This is a genomic window from Candidatus Poriferisodalis sp. (assembly GCF_965205175.1).
Taxonomy (GTDB): Bacteria; Actinomycetota; Acidimicrobiia; order Acidimicrobiales; family Poriferisodalaceae; genus Poriferisodalis.
In genome coordinates this window covers 947443-970864 of the sequence record NZ_OZ242038.1, presented here as the reverse complement: position 1 = coordinate 970864, position 23422 = coordinate 947443, and the positions used below count along the sequence as shown (strand labels likewise).

Genomic DNA, 23422 nt, shown 5'->3' with positions numbered 1-23422 from the left:
GCGGCTTGATCGATCCGTTTGCCCCGTGGTGGTCACGAACGTCGGCGTCCGACCGGCACCTCGCTCAGCGCCTCGCCCAGCACCTTGGCGAGGGTACCGAAGGTTGCGAGACTGGGCGGGTGCGTGCCGTGCTGGTTGCCCCAGGGTTTCCGACCTCGCTGCGCGATCACCACAAGCCGTTCCTAGCGGATCACGCGAGGGCGCTGGCGGGGGCCGGCGCGCGGGTGACGGTGGTGTGCCCTGCTCATCCCGATGCTCCCCGCCGTCATGTCGTCGGCGGCATCGAGGTGCGCAGGGTCCGGTTTGGGCCCGCCGCCGTAGAGGCTCGGGTCGCCCGTGGCGAGAGCTACCGGGCGCTCTCGGGCATGGCCAAGCTGTGGGTCGTCCCAATGATCGTCGGACTGTTCGTCGCCGCAGCGCGCCAGGCACGCCGTGGCCCAGGTCGTCCGATCGGCTCATCCCAGCCGGCAGATGAACCCGGCGGCGGCGACAACCACGGTGCCGCCGTCAGCGCGAAGGCTGCGTCTGGCGGTACGGCGATTCACGGGCACTGGTGGTTTCCGTGCGGCCTCGTAGCCGCAGCGGCAGCTCGTGCGGCGGGGCGGCGCGTATCGGGCATCGTGCATCTGCACGGTTCGGATGCGGCCGTCACCGACAACGTCGTCCGTCGCTGGCTGGCGCGCCGGGTGCTGCGCCGGGCGGACGCGATCGCGGCAGTGTCGCAGGAGCTGCGCGACTGGTCAGCATCGCTGGTGCTTGGCCGCCGCATCCTGCGGGTGCCGCCACACACGGTCTCGCCGGCGCCTCACCGCAAGCCGCTGCTTCGCGTCGTGTCCATGCCGGTGGCGGTCGAGCGATTCGGGCCGGCCACGCCGGTCCCGGTGTCGGGTCCGGTCGTGGCCGTGGGGCGTCTCATGGCCGAAAAAGGCTTCGACGTGGTCATCGGGGCGGTGGCGCTCATCGATCCGAGTGTGCGGCCACAAGTCGTCATCGTCGGCGCCGGCCCCGATCGCGCCGTGCTCGAAGCGCTGGCGCTGCGGCGAGGCGTGAACGTGCAGTTCACCGGCGCTGTGGCACCGGGCGAGGTCGCCCAGTGGTACCGGCGGGCGCGCGTCGTGTGCGTGCCGAGCCGGCGCGAGGGCTTCGGCATGGTGGCAGCAGAAGCGGTCGCGGCAGGGCGTCCCGTGGTGGCGACTGCCGTGGGTGCCGCTGCGCAGTTCGTCACCGATGGCGTCAACGGCTTTCTGGTGCCGCCCGACGACGCAGTCGCACTCTCGCACGCGCTCGCCGAAGCGCTGCGGCCAGGCAGTCTTCAGTCGCTCACGACCGGGTCGAGCGAACCCAGGAAGCTCAAGACCGGCCCAGACGGGACTGCGCCCGACAACGCAGCCAACGCAGGCGACACAGACAGGGCAGCCGACACAGACAGGGCAGCCGAGGCCACAGCCGCGTCGGTGCTGGGCGCGTTCGGCCCGCAAGCTCACGCTGCGGCGCTGCTGGAGCTGTACGGCGAACTCGATCAGCGCAGGTGAGCAGCAGCCGGCAGCTCCAGCACCGAACTTCTACAGCGCGGCGACGATCTCCGCCATGAGCTCGCCGGCTTCGGTGGGGTTCAAGCCCACCTGCACGCCGGCATCGCGCAGCGCGTCCATCTTGGCTTCAGCGGTCCCCTTGCCTCCTGAGACAATGGCACCCGCGTGGCCCATCTTCTTGCCCGCAGGCGCGGTCACGCCGGCGATGTAGCCGGACACCGGCTTGGTCATGCGGTGCTTGATGAACTCCGCAGCTTCTTCTTCTGCGGTGCCGCCGATCTCGCCGATCATCATCACCGCTTTGGTGGAAGGGTCGGCTTCGAAGGCTTCGAGGCAGTCGATGAAGGAGGTGCCCGGCACGGGGTCGCCGCCGATGCCCACGCACGTGGTGACGCCGATGTCGTTTTGCTGCAGCTCATACAGCGCCTGGTAGGTCAGCGTGCCCGACCGGCTGACGATGCCCACCGGGCCGCCTGGCTTGGCGATGTGCCCGGCCGTGATGCCGATGTTGCACTCGCCGGGCGTGATGATGCCTGGGCAGTTCGGGCCCAGCAGCCTCACCTTGGGATAGTCGCGCTTGAGCGCGTTGAAGAAACGTGCCTCGTCGTGCGCGGGCACGCCTTCGGTGATGCACACGATGAAGCTGATGCCCGCCGCTGCCGCGTCCATCACGGCATCCGCTACACCCGGCGCCGGGATGAAGATGCACGAAGCATCGGCGCCGGTCGCGGCCACTGCCTCGGTGCAGTCCGCGAACACCGGCACGCCTTCCACGTCGCTGCCGGCCTTGCGGGGATTGGTGCCCGCCACCACGTTGGTGCCGTAGTCGCGGTTCAGCATGCCGTAGTAGCGGCCCTGCGAGCCGGTGAGGCCTTGGTAGACGACCTTGGTGTCCTCGTCGACGAAGATGCTCACGTCACGCTCCCGTCACGGCCGCTGCGGCCATCGCCACGGCTCGACGTGCCGCATCGAGCATGGTCGGTTCCATCACCAGCTGCTCATTGAGGTGCGGCGCGAGCAGCTCGCGCCCTTGCGCGGCATTCGTGCCGTCGAGGCGCAGCACGATCGGCGCTTCGATGTCCACGGTGTCGAGCGCCCCGATAATGCCCTTGGCCACTTCCTCGCCGCGGGTGATGCCGCCGAAGATGTTGATGAAGATGACCCGCACGTCGGGATCGTTGTTGATGACTTCGAGCGCGTCGGCCATGACCTGTGCGTTGGCGCCACCGCCGATGTCCAGGAAGTTGGCCGGCTTGCCGCCCACCTGGTTGACCACGTCCACGGTGCTCATGGCCAGTCCGGCACCGTTGGCGATGACGCCGACGCTGCCGGCCAAGCCCACGTACTGCAAACCCTTGGCGTGCGCGGCTTGTTCGCGTTCGTCGCGCGGCTGGGTGGCGTCGTACTGCTCGAAGTCGGGGTGCCGGAACACGGCATTCGCGTCCAGCGTGACCTTGGCGTCGAGCACATGCACTCGGCCCTCAGGCGTCAATATGAGCGGGTTGATTTCCACTAGGTCGGCATCGCCTTCGACGTAGGCCGTGTACAGCTTGAGCATCACGTCGACGGCCTGGTCGGTGGCCGTCGGGTTGAGGTTGGCGCCTGTCACCCATGCTCGGGCCGCTTCTTCGGTGAGTCCTTCGGCTGGGTCCACCAGCACCTTGCTGATCGCGCCCGGGTTCTCGGCCGCCACGGTCTCGATCTCAACGCCGCCCTCGGCCGACAGCATCCCGAGATGCTGCTTCGCCGAGCGGTCCAGCGTGAAGCTGGCGTAGTACTCCTCGGAGATGTCCGACGCCTTCTCGATCCACAGTCGAGCCACGACGTGTCCGTTGATGTCGAGCCCCAGGATGTTGGCGGCGTGGGCGCGGACGTCGTCGATGGCGCCGGCGAACTTGACGCCGCCGGCCTTGCCGCGCCCGCCGGTGTGTACCTGCGCCTTGACCATCACCGGGGTCCCGAGCCGCTGCGCGGCGGCGACCGCTTCGTCCACGCTGAAGGCAACCTCGCCGGCTGATACCGGCAGTCCGTAGCCCTTGAAGAACTGCTTGCCCTGATGCTCGAAGAGATCCACGGCGGGGAGCCTAGGAGCGTGCGGGGCGGAGTTTGGCGTAGCTGGCGACGAGCTTCTTGGGACCGACGCCGGAGAAGTGGACGGTGACTTCCCAGTCGTCGCCGTCGGGGCGCAGGTCCAGCACCACGCCGGCCCCGAACCTGTCGTGCAGCACGTCGTCTCCGATGCCGTAGGCGAACTCGACTGACGGGCTTGGCTGCGGCTCGGACCGTGCGGCGACCCGGCTGCGTGCCTTCTCACGACGCGCCTCACGACGCTTGGCTGCGCTGCCCTCGTGGCGTGCAGCATCGCTGCGCTGCGAGCGACGGGCGGCTGGCTCGGCGTCGTCGAGCTGGCTGTACTCGCTGGGCCGGCCTGCGCCGCGATTGGCACCCCATTCGCTGGTGGCAGGCCGCCAAGCGCCGGCGAAGCGCGGTGCATGGTCGCTGCGGTCGTCGATCAGCTCGGGCGAAATCTCCTCGATGAACCGGCTGGTCGGGTGGTAGTTGGTCTGGCCGTGCAGCATTCGCCCCCAAACGTGCGTCAGGTACAGCTGCTTGCGGGCTCGGGTGATGCCGACGTAGGCCAGCCGGCGCTCCTCTTCCATCTCGTCCGGCTCGGTCATGGAGCGGTAGTGCGGGAAAACGCCGTCCTCCAAGCCGGTGATGAACACCACGTCGAACTCGAGCCCCTTGGCTGCGTGCAGCGTCATCAGCGAGACCTGCTGTGCGTCGGTCATCTCGTCCACGTCGCTGACGAGCGACACCTGCTCGAGGAACTCATCGCAGGACTCGAACGCTTCGGCTGCGCCGATCAGGTCGTGCAGGTTCTCCAGCCGCCCTTCGGCTTCGATGCCGGAGGTGTCGCGCAGGTCGGCCAGGTAGCCAGAGGTCTCCAGCGCCTCGGTGAGCACCGCGGCGGGGCCTTCGGGCACACACGCGCGAGCCCTGCTCATCAGCTCGCGGAACTTCAGCAGGCCACCGCGGGCGGTGCCCCGCAGGAGCAGCGTCTCGACACGTTCGATCACCTCGGTCAACGACGTGCCGCCCCTCGCTGCCGCTTCGTCGAGCTTGGCGAGGCTGCGGTCGCCGATGCCTCGGGCGGGTTCGTTCACGATGCGCTTGAGCGACACCTCGTCAGCCGGGTTGACCGCGACGCGCAGGAACGCCAGCGCGTCCTTGATCTCCTTGCGGTCGTAGAAGCGCGTGCCGCCGATGACCTGATACGGCACGTCGTGGGCGACCAGCTCTTCCTCGATGGCGCGAGACTGCGCGTTGGAGCGATAGAAGACTGCTGCATCGCTCCAGCCGATGGCGCCGTCTCGCTGCATGCGCCGCAGCTCCGAGCAGACGTAGCGTGCCTCGTCCTGCGCGCTTTCGGCTCGGAAGCGGATCGGCTTGGCACCGCCGCGTCGATCGGTCCACAGGTTCTTGGGCGGCCGTCCGCGGTTGTTGCGGATTACCGAGTTGGCGGCATCCAGGATCGATTGGCTGGAGCGGTAGTTCTGGTCGAGCACGTAGGTCGAGCCGTCGGGGAAGGTGGCGCCGAATTCCAAGATGTTGGTGATGTCGGCGCCGCGGAAGGCGTAGATGGACTGGTCGGAGTCGCCCACGACGAAGACGTTGCGCGCCAGCCCGCTGAGCAGTCCGATCAGGCGCACTTGCGCCAAGTTCGTGTCCTGGTACTCATCGACCAGGATGTGCGCGAACCGCTGCCGGTAGTGCTCGGCGACATCCGGGTTGGTGCGCAGCAGTTCCACGCCGAGCATCAGCAGGTCGTCGAAGTCCATGGCGCCGGCGCGTCGCAGTCGCTTCTGGTACTCCGAGTAGATGCGCGCAACGGTCTTGCTGAACGGGCTGCCGTTGTCGGGCGGCTCGGCCAGCTCTGCTGCGCCGGCCGGCGTGGTGAGCTGGTTCTTCAGCGCAGAGATGGCCGCGTGGACAGCACGGTCGCTGTAGCGCTTGGGGTCCAGGTCGAGGTCTCGCACCACGTAACGGGTGAGCCGTCGCGAGTCGGCTTGGTCGTAGATGCTGAAGCTGGCCGGATAGCCGAGCGCCTCCGCGTGGCGCCGCAGGATGCGAGCGCAGGCACTGTGGAACGTGGAGATCCACATCTGCTGGGCCACCGGGCCCACCAGGCTGCCGATGCGCTCGCGCATCTCCCCTGCCGCCTTGTTGGTGAACGTGATGGCCAAGACATCGAAGGGGCTGATGTGGCGGTGTTCGAGCAGGAAGGCGATGCGATGGCTCAGCACACGGGTCTTGCCCGATCCGGCGCCGGCAACCACCAACGCCGGGCCGTCGCCATGGCACACCGCAGACCGCTGGCCCGCGTTGAGCGGTGCCAGAACCGGATCGTCGAGCGGTGCCGGCGGGTTCGAGTTTGTGGGCATGGCACGTGCGAGCCGCTGGCTCTCAGTCGGTGCGGCCGGCTCGGCGGACTGCATTGCTGGCATCGGAATTGCTGACATCGGACGGCTGCCGTGCTCACTCATGCACACCGGCTCACGTCGTGTAGTCGGCGTTGATGCGCACGTACTGGTCGGTGAGGTCGCAGCCGTACGCCGTGAACGAACCGCCGGCTGCCGGTTGCCGCACGCCCAAATCCACGTCGATCAGCACTTCGTCGCACGCCAGATACGCCTCGAGCTCGGCGAGCGCTGCCGGAGTCGCCGGCGCGGGGTACACGTCCTGGGGGCCGAAGCGAATGGTGACGCGCGTTGGGTCGATGTCGGTCTCGTCGCTGCACTTGCCGATGGCCATGGCAACCCGGCCCCAGTTCGGGTCGCGGCCGTGTACGGCGGTCTTCACCAGCGGTGAGTTCACGATGGCCTTGGCGACACGCTTGGCCTGCGCTTGGTCGCGCGCACCGCTCACGGTCACCACGATCAGCGTCTCTGCGCCTTCGCCGTCGGCTGCGAGCTGACGAGTCAGGTCCAGGCACACGTGGCCCAGCGCGGCCTCCAGCGCAGTCTCGTCCACTGGGCCTGCGGCGCCGTTGGCCAGCATCACCACCATGTCGCTGGTGGACGTGTCGGTGTCCACGCTGAGCGCGTTGAAGGTGACGTCGCAGACCCGCCGCAGCATGGCGTCGAGACTGTCTGGCGCCACTTCAGCGTCCGTGGCGATCACCGAGATCATCGTGGCCATGTCTGGCTCGATCATTCCGGACCCCTTGGCGATGCCGACCACCGTTGATGTGCCCGTCTTTGCTGTGTTCGTCTTTGCTGTGCCCTTGACGATGCCGTCGGCGGCAGTGACGCACGCTCTGGAGGTCTTGGGGAAGGTGTCGGTGGTCATCATTGCTCTCGCGGCTGCGACCGCGTCGCGTGTGGCAAACGTCGGCGCAGACGGCGATGCGACGGCACCCGTTTCGGGTCCCGCGGCAGTGACCGCGTCGGGGGCTTCGGCGGTGCCGCAGGTCGGGCCAGTGTCGGTGCAGGAATCAGTGCGGGCGCTACGGGCAGACACGGTGCCGGCAGCAAGCCGGTCGAAGTAGTCGTCAACCGCGCCGGCGGGGTAGGGCACGCCGATCACGCCGGTGGAGCCCACGAGCACCTGGCCGGCCCCGCACCCAACCAGCGCAGCGACCCGCTGTGCCAAGTTCGCCGCGTCTCGCTCGCCCTGCTCGCCCGTGGCCACGTTGGCGTTCTTGGACACCACCACGACCGCCTGGGCGCGCCCGTCGGCGACGTTGGCACGGCTGAGCTTCACGCTGGCGCCGGCGAAGAGGCTCTTGGTGAACACTCCCGCCGCTGCAGCCACGCGGTCGGAGGCGAGGATCATCACATCCTCGTTGTCGTCCTTCATGCCGACGTTGCCGACATGACAAGCGAAGCCACCGGGCAGCTCAGTGTCCGCCGACGACGGCTGTTCCGCCGAGCCAGCCGCTGTGCGGGCGCTTGCTGCACCCATGGCTGAAGTCATGGTCAATCCTCGTCGAACGCCTGCCCCAGCAACGCTGCGGCACCTCAGCCAAGGTAGTTGCGACCCGACCCGTCCCCTCAGCCTTTGCCGCCCCCGATGCCCACATCGGCACAGACGCCAGCAACCGCAGCGCCTACGCCAGCGGCTGCACTCTGTTCAACGGGCTCGCGGTTCAACGGGCTCGCGCCCGGTTCAACTGGTTGGCGCCTCAACTGGCCGGCGCTCGCCATGGCCGTGATTGCTCAAGCGACGAGCGAGCATCTCACCGCATCGTCGACGGCGACGTCGCTCAAGCTCCATATCCGCTTGATGTCCTCGCGCGGCTCGCCTGTCGCGAGCGCTTCAGCGACTGCGGAGACTCGCAGCCGGCGCCCCCGAATCGTCGGCTCCCCGAATCCGTATTCGGGATCGAGCACCACATTCGAGGTGCCGAGTAAGCGAAGGCGGCGTACCTCGTCGTGGTCGTACTCGGCATCCTGCTGGAAGCGTTGCACCTCCATCGACGGCATCACGTTCTGGCCCGTGCGCACCACGAAGCGCAGTGACGGGCTCAACGCCGTCTCTTCCTGAACGCGCAGCACGATGTCGCGCCCGTCGTCGCTGAGAAACGGCTGTGCAGCAGCGAGCGGATACTCCGTCCCGAATTCTCGCCGCAGCGCCATGATCGCGGGACGCATCCGGGCGATCGACACTCCTCGACTGCGGTACTCGCTGATCAGGCGCGCCTCGACGAACTCGCCCCAGGTCACCGTGTCCGAACCTGTGCTCGCGTGGCGCACCAGCGGCTCGTACCGCCGCTTCTGTCGCTGGTAGCCGTCGATCCACCGCCGCGCCGTGCCAGTCCCGAGACTCAGCAAGCGGTCGACTTGGCTCATGACGTACACCTCACGGTGCAGCAGTGACGTGACGCTGCCCATTGTCGCTCCCTCGTGTCAGTGCTCCACCTCAGCATGCCACGAACCCTGCCGGGCCCTCCAGTCTGCGGCGCTGTTGCTCTTGGTTGTGATGTCGTGTGTGGTTGTTGGCGTGTGCTGCGGGTGTGCGGTTTGTGGCGGTGTGGCCCCGGTGGGGCGGCCTCGCCAGCTAGAGCACGCTTCTCCGGGTCCACGCTGGTGCTTCGGCACCTCCGGTCCTGCTCCGCTTGGCTGAGCGCGCCTCCGGCCGAAGTGGAAGGGTGAGCGCGACACAGCGAGCACGTTCGGTCCTGCTGCGCTCTGTGAGCGCTCCGATGCGCGGGCGTCGTTCAGGTCGCCCGGCAGGTTGCCGGAATTTGTACGCGCAAATGTTTGCTATCTGTGCCGGATGACTGTATAGTGAACTGATGTTCGGCGATGTGGTCCGTGAGCTTGCTGCTGTGGGCGGCGACCCGTCCGGCGGCGATGGCTGTGACGGCGGACTGCACGGCTCGGGCGGCGACGCGGCGGGCAGCGCAGCGTCGGTGTGGGCCGCTGCGGCTGTTTCGGGGTGGCCTGCCGAAGCGCAGGTGTGGACTGGCGGCCCGTTCGGTCGCTCAGATCACCGCACCGGCTCGGCCGGCGGTGCTCACAACGCGTCGTCGGGCCCGCCAGGGAGTTCGCGTCCGGATTCGCCGTTCGGCTCGCCAACGAATGCGCAGTCGGGTTCGCCGGTGGTTGCGCCTGCTGGTGCTGCGTCGGGTTCGAGCGTGTCTGGTGGGCGTGTCGGGTCGTTCCAGGGAGCACCGGCTGTTGCCGGCTCGGGCGTGCAGGATGGGTGTGTCGGGGCGTTCCAGGGAGCGCGGAGAGCATCGGCTGTTGCCGGCTCGGGCGTGCGGGATGGGCGTGTCGGGTCGTTGCGGCGGACCGCTGACGGCCCCATGGCACCCGGCGTGGCGCCGGTGCTGCGCGGCCGGCGGCCGCCCAGCGTCGCGTCGGCCGGCACCGATGCTGCTGACGGCGCCGGCGGCGCCGATGCGTTCGGGTGCGACATCGATCTGGGGACGCTGGGCCACAGCGAGCTGAAAGAGCTGGTGATCACATTGGCCGCGGAGCGTGCCCGTGCAGAAGGCCGGTATCTGGCGGCGGTGGGCGAGCTGGCAGCGCGCAGCGGAGCGCAGTGCGCCGCCCACATCTTGCGCGACCAGACACGGCTGAACTGCGCCCAGGCCCGATCAGAAGCACACCTCGGTGAACGCCTGGTCGCACACGGGTTCACCGAAACGCTCGACGCGATGCAAACCGGCGACATCGGCGTGTCGCATGCCAAAGTGATCGCACGCGAAGCCCCCAAGCCGCATCGGCGCAGCGAAGCCGACTTCCTGGAACTGTGCCGCACCTATCCGTCCGATCTCATCGCCCGCCACCCTTTCGCATACCAGAGCCGGCAAGTCGAAGCAGACCTCGCCGCTGAGGCCGCAGCCACCGGACTCAGCCCGCTGGACGCGGAACTCGCGTTGCAGCGGACTCAGCGCAGCGGCTCCATGCGCCGGGGCGACGACGGCATGTGGCACCTGCGCGCCACACTCGACGGCCTCACCGGGCGACACGTCAACATCGCACTCCAAGCAGCCGTCCGCACTGCCCGCCACAACACCAACAGCACCGGCAACGGCAGCGGCCACGATTCCGCCGGCGGCAGCGCTAGCAGCGACAGCGGTGCCGACACCGAGGGCACGAACAGCAGCGGCGATGCCGGTGCGGGGCCGACTCGTGGTCAGCTCACCGCTGACGCCATTGCGGACCTGATCGCCGGCACACCCCCGAAACGGCGGGCCGGCACCAGCCTGATCATCATCGCCGACTACGACCTCGTGAACGACCGGCTGAGCAGGCCACGCCTCGACGACGGCACCCCCCTGTCAGCACGCATGCTCGCCGAGCACGCCCTCGACGCCAAAGTGCTCCCCGCAGTGTTCAACGCCGACTGGACCCAGCTCGCCCTCGGACGCACCCGACACGCCAACGACGCGCAACGGCTCGTGCTCGCCGCACGCGACGGCGGCTGCATCGCCTGCGACGCCGCCAGCGAACACACCCAGCCCCACCACATCACCCACCACCAGCACGGCGGCCTCACCGAGGTCTCCAACCTCGCCTCCCTGTGCGAACCCTGCCACCACAACCACCACACCCAAAACCGCACCATCACCACCCCGCCCGACAACAAACCCCGACTCCACCCACCCGCACCCGACCATCCACAACACAACCAGCAGCAGCAGGCCAAACCACGAGCACCGGCCACGACCCCCAGCAGCCCCACCACACCGGCACCGTGCTCACCCGCAACCGACACACCCACACCCCACAACAGCCAACCAGCGACACCAGCCGAAGCCCGCGGCCCCTAACCCCCACCAGCGGTCCGGCTACCACAGACAGCGCACATGACGCTGCCCACGACCTAGCTCCGCCGGCTGGCCGAGCCGCGTAGGGCGTGTGACGGTGCGACAACCGCCGCCGGGCAACGGTTAGGCCGGTTCAAGCTCTGGCATGGCTCGCTTGAGGAACTCATCGAACAGCGGGACGGTGAAGGCCGTGTCGCCGTGCGCTGGGCTGAACACCATGCCTTTTGCAATGAGCTGAGACCTCCGAGGTGCCACTGAAGTGACGCGAACCCCCAAGGCGCTCGCAATGTCGCCGGAGCGGTGCGGGCCTGGGCCGAGACTGGCCATTGCGCGCAGGTACTGTCGTTCCTTCGGTGTGAGCCGGTCGAACCGCACGCGAAAGAAGTCCCTGTCGAGCCTCGCCATCACCGTCGCGGTAGTCGCTCGCACGTCGTCGAGGGTTATCGGTGTCGCCGGTGCTGCGTTCCACGCGTGATGCCCCCACTCTTGGATGAAGTACGGGTACCCGCGCGACGCTTCGACGATTGCCTCGGCTGCTTCGCCGCTGAACTCGACACCTTGCTCAGCAGCGGGCATCATCAGCGCCGCACGGGCATCGTCGCTGCTCAGCACGTCGATGTCGGGAAACGTGAAGAGGCGCTCGGTGTAGGTCCGCGCTCCAACTGCGAGGCCCCGCAGCTGCGGCAAGCCGGTCGCGACCAGCAACACCGGGAGGTCGAGTTGCGTCGTTCGATGGATGGCACCGATGACCGCACCCATCTCTTGCTCAGCGAGATACTGGGCCTCGTCGATGGCGAGCACGATGCCGGTCCTGCAATCGGCAGCGGATGTGTCAATGAGCGACTATATTGACACAGCTTACCACAGTTTATGCGAGTAACCGTGAGTTATGCGAGTTACGGTATATTGGCATAACTTCTGTTGATCTCTGGTCGCGTGGTTGCAGCGGCGCGGCAGGACCGTGGCCGGCGAGGCGATTGCGGCGCGGCTGCGGTGCCGGCCTTGGCTACCAGCCGGCGTCGATGGTGGTGGTCATCTCGGCGCCGGTGTTGGTGATGACCTTGACGGCGATGTTGCGGCCCGGGTCTGGCGGTGCGAACGGCTGCGAGGTGGTGGAGCAGACGTTCTCGAGTGCGTGCTCGTCTCGTTCCCGCTTGGGGATCTTGGCGATCAGCTTCTTGATGTCGCTGCCCTTGGGGAACCCGTTGGGGAAGTAGATGCGGCGCGCTCGGAACGACAGCCCGTCGTGGTTGGTGTCGAGCATCCAGCACTGGACGTCTTCGGTGCCCAGGCCGCTGACCCGGTTCGCCGCGGGGTCGTAGGTGTCGCAGCCCAGCAGCTCGACCGTGACCCGACCGTCGGTGATTGTGCGCAGCACCACATCGGGTTCGGCGAGCATCACGAACGAGCCGCTGTCGCCGCTGCTCTTGCGTGTCTCGGGCAGACGCAGGTCGCGGCTCGCCACGATGCGATGCACACGCACGGGCCCGACGGCGGGAGGGATCCCTGCCTCAAAGTCGTAGCCGACGATGACGATGTTCTCGCAGGGAGTCGTTCTACACCTAGCTACCCAGCCACGAGCCTTTGCGCGCTCAGTGAGAGCGGTGAGCTCCGCTATGGCCGTGCAGGAGAACGCAGGCGGCTTTCGCTCGCGGCATCCAGGCACCGCATTTCTGCTGGTTGGCCCCATTGGCCACTCCGCTGCCGTCTGGGTCGTCCCGCTCCTCTGCCAAGATACGTTCCATGCTTGCTGAGTTCAGGACGTGACCGAACCGCACCAGTCCGTCAGCATCACGCAGTACACAGCCGTAGTTGACAAGACGCATTCCCAAATGTGCAATTCTGCCCTGTACAGGCGGCATGTTTTGGGCCACGAACCCCTGTGGTGCTGTGCCGCCCAGTTCTGCCAGTGTGATCAGATATTCCTGCTCGTTATGGCTGAGCTCATACCACGCTGGCAGAGCCACATTTTGATAGAAGGTCTCTTCGGCTGCCTCCACAGATCGCTTAGCAGCAGCGACATCAACTGGGCGTGTCGGAGCACCAGAGAAACGCCAAGCATAATCGCCGACCAACTGCATCTTATAGGGCAGCGCATCTGCGGCAGATGCCACCATAATATCCAGTGCATCCTCCTCTATCGATCCGCCAGCATCTTGCATGATGGTTGTGTAGAAACCAGCGACATCAGCAGCAGCTATAGGCGGCAATTCGACGCGGTGGCAGCGATGGAAGAACGTCATCTTGTTGTCAGCCAAAAGCGTGTGCTTCAGACGCGACAGACCAGCTCCGACCAACGCCAGAGGCAGCCGCTCTCCTTTGGTGACATGCTGCACGTCCAGCGCGAGCCTTCGCATTTCTTGGCGACGAACGCCATGCACTTCGTCCACAATCAGCAATACAGCGGAGTTATTTTCGGCCGCTTTCTCTGCCAAAATACTCAACTGAAGTCGCATGTCCTGGTTCATGGGTGTCTGACGTACTGCCTGTCGCTGCCACTCAAACGACAGGAGTTTGAATTTCATGGTTGTGCGTCGCTCGGTCGGTCCGGGGGCCTCGGCGTAAGCCAGCCTGTCCGGCTGCTGGACCTGACGAATGTAGGTATCCAGCCGATTCTGAAGACCGGGAGTGCCAGCATCGAGCGGCAGCACGATCCAACCGGTTGATGCCGTCGCGTCACGCAGATGGTGCAGCAGAGCCGTCTTGCCAGCCCCTCGCGGGCCGAGCAGCAGTGTCGTGAAGCGCTTGTCGAGCGGGCCGGCGGTCAGCCCTTCGCTGAGATCGGCAACGATGGCATCGCGGCCGGCGAGCGCATGTGGCGCCTGGCCGAAGTCCGGGGTGAAGAGATTCGGGGGCGGCACTCGCGGCGGCTGGATGCTCATCCCCGTCCAGTGTACGGCAGTCGGTACAACAGCGTGCCACTAGTGCAATAGCGTGCCACTAGCGCTGCGCGCTACCCCAGCGTCACGACGGCTGCTGCATCGTCCAGGCCGGTCAGCGACAGCAGGACTGCGAAATCGGCTTCTGGCCCTGGCCGCGCGGCGTGCTTCGGCGGGCGCTGTCACGACCGCTAAGCGCGGTGCTACCGATGCGCTACCATTGGAGCGTGGCGGCGACACGCACGACGACTATTCGGCTGAGCGACGAGGACCGGGCGCTGCTGGCTCAGCTCGCAGTTGACTACGGCGACCAATCACGGGTAATCCGACACGGAATCCGGCTGCTTGCACAGGAGCAACGCCGCCGCCAAGCGCTGGCACAGCTGGTCGACGAATGGGAAGCCGTGGCAGGGCCGGTAGACGAGGCCGAAGTCTCGGCGATGACCGAACGCTATTTCTCTTAGTGATCCTCGACGCGGGCGTCCTAGTTGCGCTTGACCGCGCTCAGAAATCCGCTCACACATTCTTCGCCGCGGCCCTCCGCAACAACGTTACGCTGCACACTACCGCTCCGATCGTGGCTCAAGTCTGGCGCAGCGGCCGAACGCAAGTACTGCTCGCACGAATGTTGGGGCCGATGGCCGACACCCGTTCGTGACGGATGACATCAAGCCCGTGGGTGCTGCGCTTGCGGCCTCACGCACGAGCGATGTGGTCGATGCCCACCTCGTCGTCGTCGCTGCCCGATTTGGGCTCGACATCATCACTGGTGACTTTGGCGACATCACGGCGTTGACGAGCAGTGCTTTCCGCGACACTGTCTCGGTGAAGCGATGGGGAGATTGAACGCCCTATTGCGTCCTATGTGCGGCTGACATCATCAGGCGGTTCGCAGGCAAGACCGGAAGTGCCCGCAGCGGTGAGGCAGTGTTCGATCCATCGGATCTGTCGGGGGCTCAGCGGTGCGCCGGGGATGACACGCTCGGCCAGCTCGATGACGGCTGCTGCATCGTCCAAGCCGGTCAGCGACAGCAGGACTGCGAAATCGGCTTCGTCGACACGCCTCGCCGAACGCGCCTTCATCGCGAGCATCTGCTCTGGCGACGCGGCGCACACCGTCAGGTTCGCATGCTCGAACACCACACGTCCACACCGACCTGCCGGCGGCGGCATGTACGCGGTGGCCTGCTCCTTCAGCCACGACGCCGGCCAGCCTCGCTCGGCGGCGATGGCGTGCGCTGCGGTTGTCACCTCGTCCCATCCGGCTTCGATGGCTGCGTCGACATCACGCGTGAGTCGGTTCTCGTCGTAGGCGAGCGCCATGGCTGCGCCTCCTGCGATGTACAGGCGCGCATGCACAGACTGCTTGTGCAGGCGCTCGGCAAGATCGCTGAACGCCTCGCGCAGGCCGGTTGCGTTGAGCGTGTCCATCATCGCGGCCCGTTGGCGTGCTGCTGATGTCCGAGCGTCGATACTTGGGTGGTGGACTGCTGAGTCGGAGCCGTGAACTGGTTGCCCCCGCTGGCGCGGCGTCGGCGCGGTTGCACGGCTCAGACCACTAGGAGTTCGTCGCGTGGCAGCCAGATGCCGTGCAGCTCGAAGGCGCCTGGAGTGGTGACGATCGAACGCACCAAGTCCCAGTCCGGGCAGCCGCAGGGATGCCAGAACGTCCGCAGGTGACGCTCGGGCTGCATCACCCACGGCGGCGGCACCAGCCCGTCCTCGCTGCAACGATGCTCCACATACGCAGCCAGAAACGCATCCCATCGTTGGTCGAACGGCGCCGGTTCGGTCTCCACCAGGCTCAGACGCTGCGCGAGGTCGGTCTCTTCCCAGACCATGCCGAAGTCGTGAGCCACGATCCGCAGCCGCCAGTGGTCATCTTCATTGCGCAGCGTCGGCACGTACCGCCAGAGCGCGTTCGGCGGCCCAGAGCGCACCTCGATCTCTGCGGTTGCGAGGCCGGTGCCCGCTCCGACGCTGTTCGGGCCGCGCGTGCCAGCGATATCAGAACCCGGAGGTTGGCTGGCTGCCTCGGCTCGCGTCGCCATGCAACAGCACGCTACCGCTCCTGCTCAACTCAGGTTGCTACGAACCGGCCGCCCGCGTGTCCACGCCACCGGACATACCGACATGGGCATGGGCGTGGTCGGCGCGCCAACGGTCAACCGCTCCGCAATTGAGGAACTTGACTGGCTATAGTCAAGGCAGATCGACAGATCGCAGGGAAACTCGCGGAAATGTCCAAAATGCTCGAATCGACCATTACCTCCAAGGGCCAAACGACGTTGCCGCGCCGAGTGCGAGACTGCCTATCGCTGAAGCCGGGCGACAAGGTGCGCTACATCATCGAAGGAGACAGCGTCCGCGTGGTGCCGGTGCGACCGCTCAGCCGACTGTTCGGTGCCTTGCAGTACGACGGCCCGCCAGTGACGCTAGACGAGATGGACGACGCAATCGCCGATGGCGCTACATCGCGGTGACCGCAATCGACACGAACGTGCTCGTTCGCTTCCTGGTGAACGACGACCCGGAGCAGGCAGCTGCCGCACGAGATGTGCTTGCTCGGGCTACTCCTGCACAACCAGTGTTCGTCTGCCGTGAGGTCGTGGCAGAAACCGTCTGGGTCCTCGAGCGGGCATATCGACTCAGCCGATCCCGCATCGCAGACATCTTGATGGATCTCGTAGCTGCAGAAGAAGTCGCCGTGGAGACGGCCGACGACGTTGCCCAAGCAGTAGGTGCATATCGGCGCGGAAGCGCAGGCTTCGCAGACCTAATGATTCTCGCTGCTAGCCAACGCGTCGGTGCGCAGCCGCTGCTCACGCTCGACCGTCAACTGGCTGCGTTGCCAGGCGCAGCGTTAGTCGCCTAGCAAGGCGATGTGCCGAAACTTCGACTGTCTGATATCTCGCCCTCCTACTCCCATTCGATGGTGCCGGGGGGTTTGGAGGTGATGTCGTAGACGACTCGGTTGACGCCGGGGACTTCGTTGACGATCCGGGAGGAGATCGTCTCCAGCAGATCGTGGGGCAGGCGGGCCCAGTCAGCGGTCATCGCATCCTCGCTGGTGACAGCGCGCACGATGATCGGACGGGCGTAGGTGCGCTCGTCGCCCATCACGCCGACGCTGCGGATGTCGGCCAACACGGCGAACGCCTGCCACACTTCGGCGTCGAGGCCAGCCTGGGCAATCGACTCACGCACGACGACGTCGGCCGCACGCACGGTCGCGACGGCCTCGGGTGTGACCTCGCCCACGATGCGCACAGCCAAGCCCGGTCCAGGGAACGGCTGGCGCCGCACGATCTCAGGCGGCAGGCCCAGCTCGGCACCGACAGCACGCACCTCGTCCTTGAACAGGCTGCGCAGCGGCTCCACCAGCTCAAGAGTCATGTCGGCGGGCAAGCCGCCCACGTTGTGGTGGCTCTTGATCTTCGCTGCGGTCGACGAACCCGACTCAATCACATCGGGATACAACGTGCCCTGCACCAAGAAACGCGCGTCGGTGATGCCGCCCGCGGCCCGCTCGAAGATGCGCACGAACTTCTCGCCGATGATCTTGCGCTTGTCCTCGGGCTCGGTCACACCGGCCAACGCTTCGAAGAACTCTGCCGCAGTCCGCTCATGAATCAGCTCGATGCCCTGCGTACGACGGAAGGTGTCGGTCACCTGTTCTCCCTCGCCGGCACGCATCAGGCCCGTGTCCACGAACACGCAGGTGAGCTGACTGCCGATGGCGCGCTGGGTGAGCGCCGCCGCCACGGCACTGTCCACACCGCCCGACAGCCCGCAGATGGCGCGCGCCGAGCCGACTTGCGCACGGATCGCTTCGACGCTCTCGGCGATGACGTTGGCCATCGTCCACTCGGCGTCGATCTCGCAGATGTCGTGAAGAAACCGCTCCAGCAGGGCTTGGCCGCCCGAGGTGTGCGCCACTTCGGGGTGGTACTGCACCCCGAAGAAGCGGCGCTGCGGGTCTTCGATAACCGCAGCGGGGCTGTGCGCCGTGGACGCCGTCACCGCGAAGCCCGCGGGAGGCGCCGTGACGGCGTCGAAGTGGGACATCCACACCGGCACGGGTTCCGGCGGCGCCGAGCCGGCCAGCAGCTGCGACGGCGCGTCGGTCCGTGTGAGCAGCGTGCGCCCGTACTCGCCTTGGCCGCTGCGCCCGACCTGGCCGCCCAAGTCCCGCGCCAGCAGCTGCGAGCCGTAGCAGATGCCCAGGATCGGCACGCCCAGTTCGTAGACGCCGGGGTCGATGCCCGGGGCACCATCCACATGCACCGAAGCCGGGCCGCCGCTGAAGACGATCGCCGCGGGTGCCCGCTCAGCCAGCTCAGCTGCGGTGACGTTGTGGGCGACGATTTCTGAGTAAACGTGCGCCTCGCGCACCCGCCGAGCAATCAGCTGCGCGTACTGCGCGCCGAAGTCCACCACCAAGACCGTCGGGTGGGCGGCCGCACCGGGCGCCGGCGTGTGTGTGGGCATACGACCGATCCGATGGTCTGTCGTTAGCGCTCCAGGCGGCCGTCGGCGTAACGGTCACCAGCGGACGCATCTACCGGCACATGACGACGGTTGACCTGCGCTGCGAAGACAACGATGGACCGGCGTGAACGCCGGTCCATCGCAGCAACTGCCTGTATTGCGTTCTTTTTCTCGCGTTGGTGGAAAAAACGCTGGGCAGCTACATCATCCCCGGCATGCCGCCCATGCCGCCACCGCCCATGGCAGCAGCAGCCGCAGCGGCGGCCGCTGGGTCAGGGTCTTCGGGCTTGTCGGTCACCAATGCCTCGGTGGTCAGCATCAGTGCCGTGATGGACGCTGCGTTCTGCAGTGCCGCGCGGGTCACCTTCGCCGGATCGATCACGCCGGCCGCTACCAAGTTCTCGGACTTGCCAGTGGCAGCGTTGAAGCCGATCTCGCCGTCTGCCGCCTCGACCTGCTGCACGATGACGGCACCTTCGTAGCCGGCGTTCTGTGCAATCTGGCGGGTGGGACCCTCCAGCGCACGATGCACCATGCGAGCACCGGTGGCTTCGTCGCCGTCGAGGTCCAGCGCTGCGACCGCGGCACGGGCCCGCAGCAGCGCAGTGCCGCCGCCGGGCACGATGCCCTCTTCGATGGCAGCGCGCGTCGCTGACACGGCGTCCTCGATGCGGTGCTTCTTCTCCTTCAGCTCGACCTCGGTGGCCGCGCCGACTTGGATCACCGCCACACCGCCGGCCAGCTTCGCCAGCCGCTCCTGCAGCTTCTCGCGGTCCCAGTCGGAATCGGTCTCGTCGATCTCGCGCTTGATCTGCACCACGCGCCCCTCGACGTCGCCGGAATCGCCGCCGCCGTCCACGATGGTGGTCTCGTCCTTGGTGATGATCACCTTGCGAGCCGTGCCCAGCAGGTCGACGGTGGTGTTCTCCAGCTTCAGGCCGACCTCCTCGGAGATGACCTGGCCGCCGGTCAGAATCGCCATGTCGGCCAGCATCGCCTTGCGGCGCTCGCCGAAGCCAGGCGCCTTCACCGCCGCCGAAGAGAACGTGCCGCGGATCTTGTTGACCACGAGCGTGGCCAGCGCCTCGCCCTCCACGTCCTCGGCGATGATCACGAGCCCCTTGCCGGACTGCATGACCTTCTCGAGCACCGGCACCAGCTCGGCGACAGCGCTGATCTTGCCGTTCACGAACAGCAGGTAGGCATCGTCGAAGACGGCCTCTTGGCGGTCCGGGTCGGTGACGAAGTAGGGCGACAAGAAGCCCTTGTCGAACTGCATGCCCTCGGTGAATTCGAGGTCCACGCCGAACGTGTTGGACTCCTCCACCGAGATGACGCCATCCTTGCCGACCTTGTCGAACGCCTCCGCAAGCGTCTCGCCGATAGTCGAATCGGCCGATGAGATGCCGGCCACGCTGGCGATCTTGTCCTTGTCGTCGGAAACGTCGGTGGACATCTCGCCGATCGCGTCGACAGCAGCGGCGACCGCAGCCTCGATGCCCCGCTTCAGCTCCATCGGGTTCGCCCCGGCAGCTACGTTGCGCAGGCCCTCGCGCACCATGCCCTGAGCGAGCACGGTTGCGGTCGTGGTGCCGTCACCGGCGACGTCGTTGGTCTTGGTGGCCACTTCCTTGACCAGCTGGGCGCCCATGTTCTCGAATGGGTCCTCCAGCTCGATCTCGCGGGCGATGCTCACGCCGTCGTTGGTTATCGTCGGCGCCCCGAATGATTTCTCGAGCACGACGTTGCGGCCGTTGGGCCCCAAGGTCACCTTGACCGCATCGGCCAGCTTGTTCACGCCAGCTTCGAGGCCGCGCCGGGCCTCCTCGCTGAACTTCAGGATCTTGGGCATGTGTTGGTTCTCCTTGTCGTCAGTCGTGGACTGGTCGTCGTCGCGGCAGCGCTGCTAGGCGACGATGGCAAGCACGTCGCGGGCGCTCAGGATCAGCAGATCCTCGCCTGCCACGGTGATCTCGGTGCCGCCGTACTTGCTGTAGACGACGGTGTCGCCGATGCTGACGTCCATCTGGATGATCTCGCCGGACTGGTCGGAGCGCTTGCCGGGGCCCACGGCAAGGACCTCACCCTGCTGCGGCTTCTCCTTGGCGGTGTCGGGGATGACCAAGCCGCTGGCGGTGGTCTCCTCGGCGTCGCTGGGACGCACGACGATGCGGTCTTCGAGTGGCTTCAGGTTCATGGTCGGATGTACCTCCGTGGCGCTGTGGCCTGTGTGTCGTGCCCGTGTAAGGGCTGTGTTGTTGCCCTGGGCTGGTGTGTTCCGTGAGGCAACCCGACTGGCGGGCCGCATCATGGGTGTGCCCGGCGTCAGTTAGCACTCTCACCGGGCGAGTGCTAACGATACGAGGACGGCTGCGCAGCCGCAACCTCTTCTGCGGACCAGATCGCGACCCGCGAGCTCCTATTCCAGAAAGGCAATGCGCAAACTGGGATCGGCGCCGCTGTCGAGCGCCGTGGGCCCGTCGCTGGCAAGCCGGTACCAGGCAGTGGCAGCGATCATGGCAGCGTTGTCGGTACACATTGCCCGGCTGGGCAAGTACGCGTTGATGCCGTCTTCCACGCAGATGTCGAGCGTGCGCTCGCGCAGTGCGCTGTTGGCCGCCACACCGCCAGCCAGGCAGATACCGGCTGCCTTGGTCTCGCGCGCCGCTCTGCGGGCCTTGTGGGTGAGCACGTCGGTCACGCAGGCTTGGAACGAGGCTGCGACATCGGCGGTGGCGACCAGCGGATGGGCTCGAACCCAGTTGATCACGGCCGTCTTGATGCCAGAGAACGAGAAGTCGTAGCCGTCGTCGAGCATGGCTCTGGTGAGCGGCACCGCAGTCGGGTCGCCTTCGGACGCCAAGCGGTCGATGGCGGGGCCGCCCGGGTAGCCGAGCCCCAGGTAACGCGCCACCTTGTCGAAGGCTTCCCCGGCCGCGTCATCGCGTGTGGCGCCCAGCAGGCGGTAGCGGCCGTGCCCCTCGAAGGAGATGAGCATGGTGTGCCCGCCGGAGACCAGCAGCGTCACGAGCGGGAACTGCACCTCGGCGTCGTGTTCGTCCAGCAGTGCCGCGTACAGGTGGGCTTCGTGATGGTTGATGCCGAGGTAGGGCACATCCCACACCAGTGCCAGCGCCTTGGCTGCGGCCACTCCCACGAGCAGACTGCCCACCAGGCCCGGTCCGCAGGTCGCCGCCACCACGTCGATGTCGCGGTCGGCTGCACCGGCTTCCACCAGCGCCTCGGCCACCACCGGGGTGATGAGCGTCTCGTGGGCACGACCCGCGATCTCGGGCACCACGCCTCCGTAGCGGGCATGGAGTTCGACCTGGCTGCTGACGATGTTGGAGCGCACCTTGCGGCCGTCGTCCACGACGGCGGCGGCCGTCTCGTCGCATGAGGTCTCGATGCCCAAGATGGTCGTCATGACTGGGGCTGCATGGCGGCACCGGAGGCCACCCCGGAGTCGAGGTCGAGAGCTGCGGCGATGCCCTCCAAGCGTTCGGCGTGGCCTAGGCCGTTGATGTCGTGGCACCACATCACCAACGCATCTTCGCGGCCCGTGGGCCCGTCGCGGTAGTAGTGCTTGCGGGTGCCCACCGGTGCGTAGCCGAACCAGCGGTAGAGGCGCTGCGCCGCAGCGTTGGAGGCGCGCACCTCCAGCGTCAGCGCTTCCAGCCCGTCCACGCGGCGAGCCTCGCGGTGCAGCTCCAGCATCAGCTGCGCGCCGATGCGGCGGCCCTGAAACTCCGGGTGGACGGCCACCGAGGTGATGTGTCCTTCGTCCGCCACGATCATGAAGCCGCCGTAACCCACGACGCGGGTCGCACGGCCGTCCCGTGCGGCATGACAGGCCACGCGGTACACCCGCTCTGCGCCACGGCGCAGCTCGGCGAGATACAGCGCCGTCGACCATCGCCGCGGGTACACCAGCCGGTCGATGGCGCGAACGTCCCGCACGTGCGCTCGGGTCATCGGGCAGATGTGCAGCGGCAGGGCCACGCCGCTCTCGCGGCCGGCGACCGATCGCCTCACGACCGCTCCCGCTGCTGCCAGTTGATGCGGGCGTCCGGGGCGCGCAGGTACACCGGCCCCACCTCCGACGGGCTGACGAACTCCTCGCGCAGTGCCCGGGCGTGCGCCAGCTCCACCAGCGCGCCGGCATTGGGATACCGCAGGCCCTCTCGGCCGATCTCCGCGCCGCCGACGTCGCCGAGCACGTCTGCGTAGCGCTCAGCGCCGTCACCGACGATCAGCGTCTCTTGGGCGAGCGCCATCAGCTGCGCTGCGACGTCGGCGGGCTGGCCGACCGCCGCCGGACTCATCAGCTGAATGCCCCCGGGCGCCCGCCGATAGGTGGCGTAGAAGATCTCGCCCCTTCGGGCATCGACGGTCGCAACGATGAGACGCTCGCTGAACCGTGCCGGGAACGCGGTGAGGTCCAGGCTGGACACGCCGATCATGGGGACTCGACAGGCGTGGGCGATGGACTTCGCGGTCGCCAGGCCCACCCGCAGACCGGTGAACAGACCGGGGCCCACGTCGACCGCCACGAGGCCGATCTGCGACAGCTGCAGCTGCGCCTGCTCGCACAGAAACTTGATGGCGGGGACGAGCGTCTCGGCATGCCGTCGGTCGCGGGTCGAGTGGAACGAAGCGATGATGCCCTCGTGCCCGCCGATGGCCACGCCGACCTGTGGCGTCGCGGTCTCGATGCCCAGCACTAGCACGGCAGCATCGGCGCGCTGTCGGCGAAGTGCCACGCGTCGGCCAGCGCGTGAGCCCGGGCGCGCCAGCTCAGACCCACCGCATCGGCCTCGAAGATGCGCACGTCTGGCGCTTCGGCGGGATCGGCGAGCCGGATGCGCACCCGCAGGAAGTCGCGTGGCAGCTCGTCGAGCACCACCTCGCCCCATTCGATGCACACGACGCCGTCGTCGTCGAGCAGTTCGGGCAGGTCGAGGTCCAGCACCTCGCCGAGATTCTCCAGCCGGTACACGTCGAGATGATGCAGACGCAGGCGGCCCTCATAGCGCTGCGCCAAGGTGAAGGTGGGGCTGGTGACCGGCTCGGTCACGCCGAGCGCCGCCGCCAGCCCCTGCGTGAACACCGTCTTGCCCGCGCCGAGATCGCCGCACAGCAGGAGCACGTCACCGGGGCGCAGCAGCGGCGCGAGAGCCGCCGCGGCTGCCCGAGTCCCATCGGTGCTGGTGGTGCGAAACCGCATGACGTGGTCT

General features: G+C 67.2%; 23 protein-coding genes. 6 read left to right on the top strand and 17 right to left on the bottom strand.

Annotated elements, in window-relative coordinates; all coding sequences use genetic code 11:
- Positions 1-5 precede the first annotated feature (5 nt).
- On the top strand, positions 6-1532 hold the full coding sequence (locus ACOGI4_RS04290; RefSeq protein WP_419842695.1) for a glycosyltransferase: 1527 nt from the start codon (positions 6-8) through the stop codon (positions 1530-1532).
- A 30-nt stretch (positions 1533-1562) separates the two neighbouring features.
- Here the strand turns inward: ACOGI4_RS04290 and sucD are convergent, their stop codons facing one another.
- The 5 genes from sucD to ACOGI4_RS04265 form a co-directional block, all read right to left on the bottom strand.
- Positions 1563-2447: a succinate--CoA ligase subunit alpha gene (gene sucD, locus ACOGI4_RS04285; RefSeq protein WP_419842694.1), complete on the bottom strand. Its 885-nt coding sequence runs from the start codon at positions 2445-2447 to the stop codon at positions 1563-1565.
- A 1-nt stretch (position 2448) separates the two neighbouring features.
- Positions 2449-3606 carry an ADP-forming succinate--CoA ligase subunit beta gene (gene sucC, locus ACOGI4_RS04280; RefSeq protein ID WP_419842693.1) on the bottom strand — a complete coding sequence of 386 codons (1158 nt, stop codon included), beginning with the start codon at positions 3604-3606 and terminating at the stop codon, positions 2449-2451.
- A 10-nt stretch (positions 3607-3616) separates the two neighbouring features.
- Positions 3617-5977 carry an ATP-dependent helicase gene (locus tag ACOGI4_RS04275; RefSeq protein ID WP_419842692.1) on the bottom strand — a complete coding sequence of 787 codons (2361 nt, stop codon included), beginning with the start codon at positions 5975-5977 and terminating at the stop codon, positions 3617-3619.
- A gap of 112 nt (positions 5978-6089) precedes the next feature.
- Positions 6090-7511 carry a bifunctional ornithine acetyltransferase/N-acetylglutamate synthase gene (locus tag ACOGI4_RS04270; RefSeq protein ID WP_419842691.1) on the bottom strand — a complete coding sequence of 474 codons (1422 nt, stop codon included), beginning with the start codon at positions 7509-7511 and terminating at the stop codon, positions 6090-6092.
- 242 nt (positions 7512-7753) lie between these two features.
- On the bottom strand, positions 7754-8428 hold the full coding sequence (locus ACOGI4_RS04265) for a DUF433 domain-containing protein (protein ID WP_419842690.1): 675 nt from the start codon (positions 8426-8428) through the stop codon (positions 7754-7756).
- Positions 8429-8832: 404 nt separating this feature from the next.
- Between ACOGI4_RS04265 and ACOGI4_RS04260 the strand changes: the two genes are divergently transcribed.
- Positions 8833-10818 (top strand): hypothetical protein, encoded by a 1986-nt coding sequence (locus ACOGI4_RS04260; RefSeq protein WP_419842689.1) that lies wholly within the window; start codon positions 8833-8835, stop codon positions 10816-10818.
- Between the two features lie 120 nt (positions 10819-10938).
- Here the strand turns inward: ACOGI4_RS04260 and ACOGI4_RS04255 are convergent, their stop codons facing one another.
- From ACOGI4_RS04255 to ACOGI4_RS04245, 3 genes are all read right to left on the bottom strand, one after another.
- The gene (locus ACOGI4_RS04255; RefSeq protein WP_419842688.1) at positions 10939-11616 is read right to left on the bottom strand and encodes a hypothetical protein; all 678 of its coding nucleotides are present in this window, start codon (positions 11614-11616) and stop codon (positions 10939-10941) included.
- Between the two features lie 205 nt (positions 11617-11821).
- A complete protein-coding gene (locus ACOGI4_RS04250; protein WP_419842687.1) occupies positions 11822-12280 on the bottom strand; it encodes a hypothetical protein in 459 nt (152 codons plus the stop codon).
- Between the two features lie 127 nt (positions 12281-12407).
- On the bottom strand, positions 12408-13697 hold the full coding sequence (locus ACOGI4_RS04245) for an ATP-binding protein (protein WP_419842686.1): 1290 nt from the start codon (positions 13695-13697) through the stop codon (positions 12408-12410).
- A 224-nt stretch (positions 13698-13921) separates the two neighbouring features.
- On the opposite strand from ACOGI4_RS04245, the gene ACOGI4_RS04240 reads away from it, so the two are divergent.
- Together ACOGI4_RS04240 and ACOGI4_RS04235 are read left to right on the top strand one after the other, a co-directional pair.
- Positions 13922-14158 carry a hypothetical protein gene (locus tag ACOGI4_RS04240; RefSeq protein WP_419842685.1) on the top strand — a complete coding sequence of 79 codons (237 nt, stop codon included), beginning with the start codon at positions 13922-13924 and terminating at the stop codon, positions 14156-14158.
- A gap of 190 nt (positions 14159-14348) precedes the next feature.
- Positions 14349-14540, top strand: a complete 192-nt coding sequence (locus tag ACOGI4_RS04235) for a hypothetical protein (RefSeq protein WP_419842684.1) — start codon at positions 14349-14351, stop codon at positions 14538-14540.
- 15 nt (positions 14541-14555) lie between these two features.
- Here ACOGI4_RS04235 and ACOGI4_RS04230 read toward each other — a convergent pair whose 3' ends face one another.
- Both ACOGI4_RS04230 and ACOGI4_RS04225 read right to left on the bottom strand, forming a co-directional pair.
- Positions 14556-15128, bottom strand: a complete 573-nt coding sequence (locus tag ACOGI4_RS04230) for a nucleotidyl transferase (RefSeq protein WP_419842683.1) — start codon at positions 15126-15128, stop codon at positions 14556-14558.
- 116 nt (positions 15129-15244) lie between these two features.
- Positions 15245-15745, bottom strand: coding sequence for a hypothetical protein (locus ACOGI4_RS04225; protein WP_419842682.1), 501 nt, complete (start codon positions 15743-15745; stop codon positions 15245-15247).
- A gap of 189 nt (positions 15746-15934) precedes the next feature.
- On the opposite strand from ACOGI4_RS04225, the gene ACOGI4_RS04220 reads away from it, so the two are divergent.
- Together ACOGI4_RS04220 and ACOGI4_RS04215 are read left to right on the top strand one after the other, a co-directional pair.
- Positions 15935-16177, top strand: coding sequence for an AbrB/MazE/SpoVT family DNA-binding domain-containing protein (locus tag ACOGI4_RS04220; RefSeq protein WP_419842681.1), 243 nt, complete (start codon positions 15935-15937; stop codon positions 16175-16177).
- Entirely contained in the window at positions 16174-16569 is a 396-nt protein-coding gene (locus ACOGI4_RS04215) for a PIN domain-containing protein (RefSeq protein ID WP_419842680.1), read from the top strand. Before ACOGI4_RS04220 ends, ACOGI4_RS04215 begins: the two co-directional genes overlap by 4 nt.
- Before the next feature lie 44 nt (positions 16570-16613).
- Here the strand turns inward: ACOGI4_RS04215 and guaA are convergent, their stop codons facing one another.
- The 7 genes from guaA to tsaE form a co-directional block, all read right to left on the bottom strand.
- On the bottom strand, positions 16614-18185 hold the full coding sequence (gene guaA, locus ACOGI4_RS04210; RefSeq protein WP_419842679.1) for a glutamine-hydrolyzing GMP synthase: 1572 nt from the start codon (positions 18183-18185) through the stop codon (positions 16614-16616).
- A 199-nt stretch (positions 18186-18384) separates the two neighbouring features.
- Positions 18385-20037, bottom strand: a complete 1653-nt coding sequence (gene groL / locus ACOGI4_RS04205; protein ID WP_419842678.1) for a chaperonin GroEL — start codon at positions 20035-20037, stop codon at positions 18385-18387.
- A 54-nt stretch (positions 20038-20091) separates the two neighbouring features.
- On the bottom strand, positions 20092-20382 hold the full coding sequence (gene groES / locus ACOGI4_RS04200; RefSeq protein ID WP_419842677.1) for a co-chaperone GroES: 291 nt from the start codon (positions 20380-20382) through the stop codon (positions 20092-20094).
- 222 nt (positions 20383-20604) lie between these two features.
- On the bottom strand, positions 20605-21612 hold the full coding sequence (tsaD, locus tag ACOGI4_RS04195; protein ID WP_419842676.1) for a tRNA (adenosine(37)-N6)-threonylcarbamoyltransferase complex transferase subunit TsaD: 1008 nt from the start codon (positions 21610-21612) through the stop codon (positions 20605-20607).
- Positions 21609-22220, bottom strand: coding sequence for a ribosomal protein S18-alanine N-acetyltransferase (rimI, locus tag ACOGI4_RS04190; protein ID WP_419842675.1), 612 nt, complete (start codon positions 22218-22220; stop codon positions 21609-21611). The genes tsaD and rimI overlap by 4 nt, the downstream gene beginning before the upstream one ends.
- On the bottom strand, positions 22217-22948 hold the full coding sequence (gene tsaB, locus ACOGI4_RS04185) for a tRNA (adenosine(37)-N6)-threonylcarbamoyltransferase complex dimerization subunit type 1 TsaB (RefSeq protein WP_419842674.1): 732 nt from the start codon (positions 22946-22948) through the stop codon (positions 22217-22219). The genes rimI and tsaB overlap by 4 nt, the downstream gene beginning before the upstream one ends.
- On the bottom strand, positions 22909-23412 hold the full coding sequence (tsaE, locus tag ACOGI4_RS04180; protein ID WP_419842673.1) for a tRNA (adenosine(37)-N6)-threonylcarbamoyltransferase complex ATPase subunit type 1 TsaE: 504 nt from the start codon (positions 23410-23412) through the stop codon (positions 22909-22911). The genes tsaB and tsaE overlap by 40 nt, the downstream gene beginning before the upstream one ends.
- Positions 23413-23422: the final 10 nt, after the last annotated feature.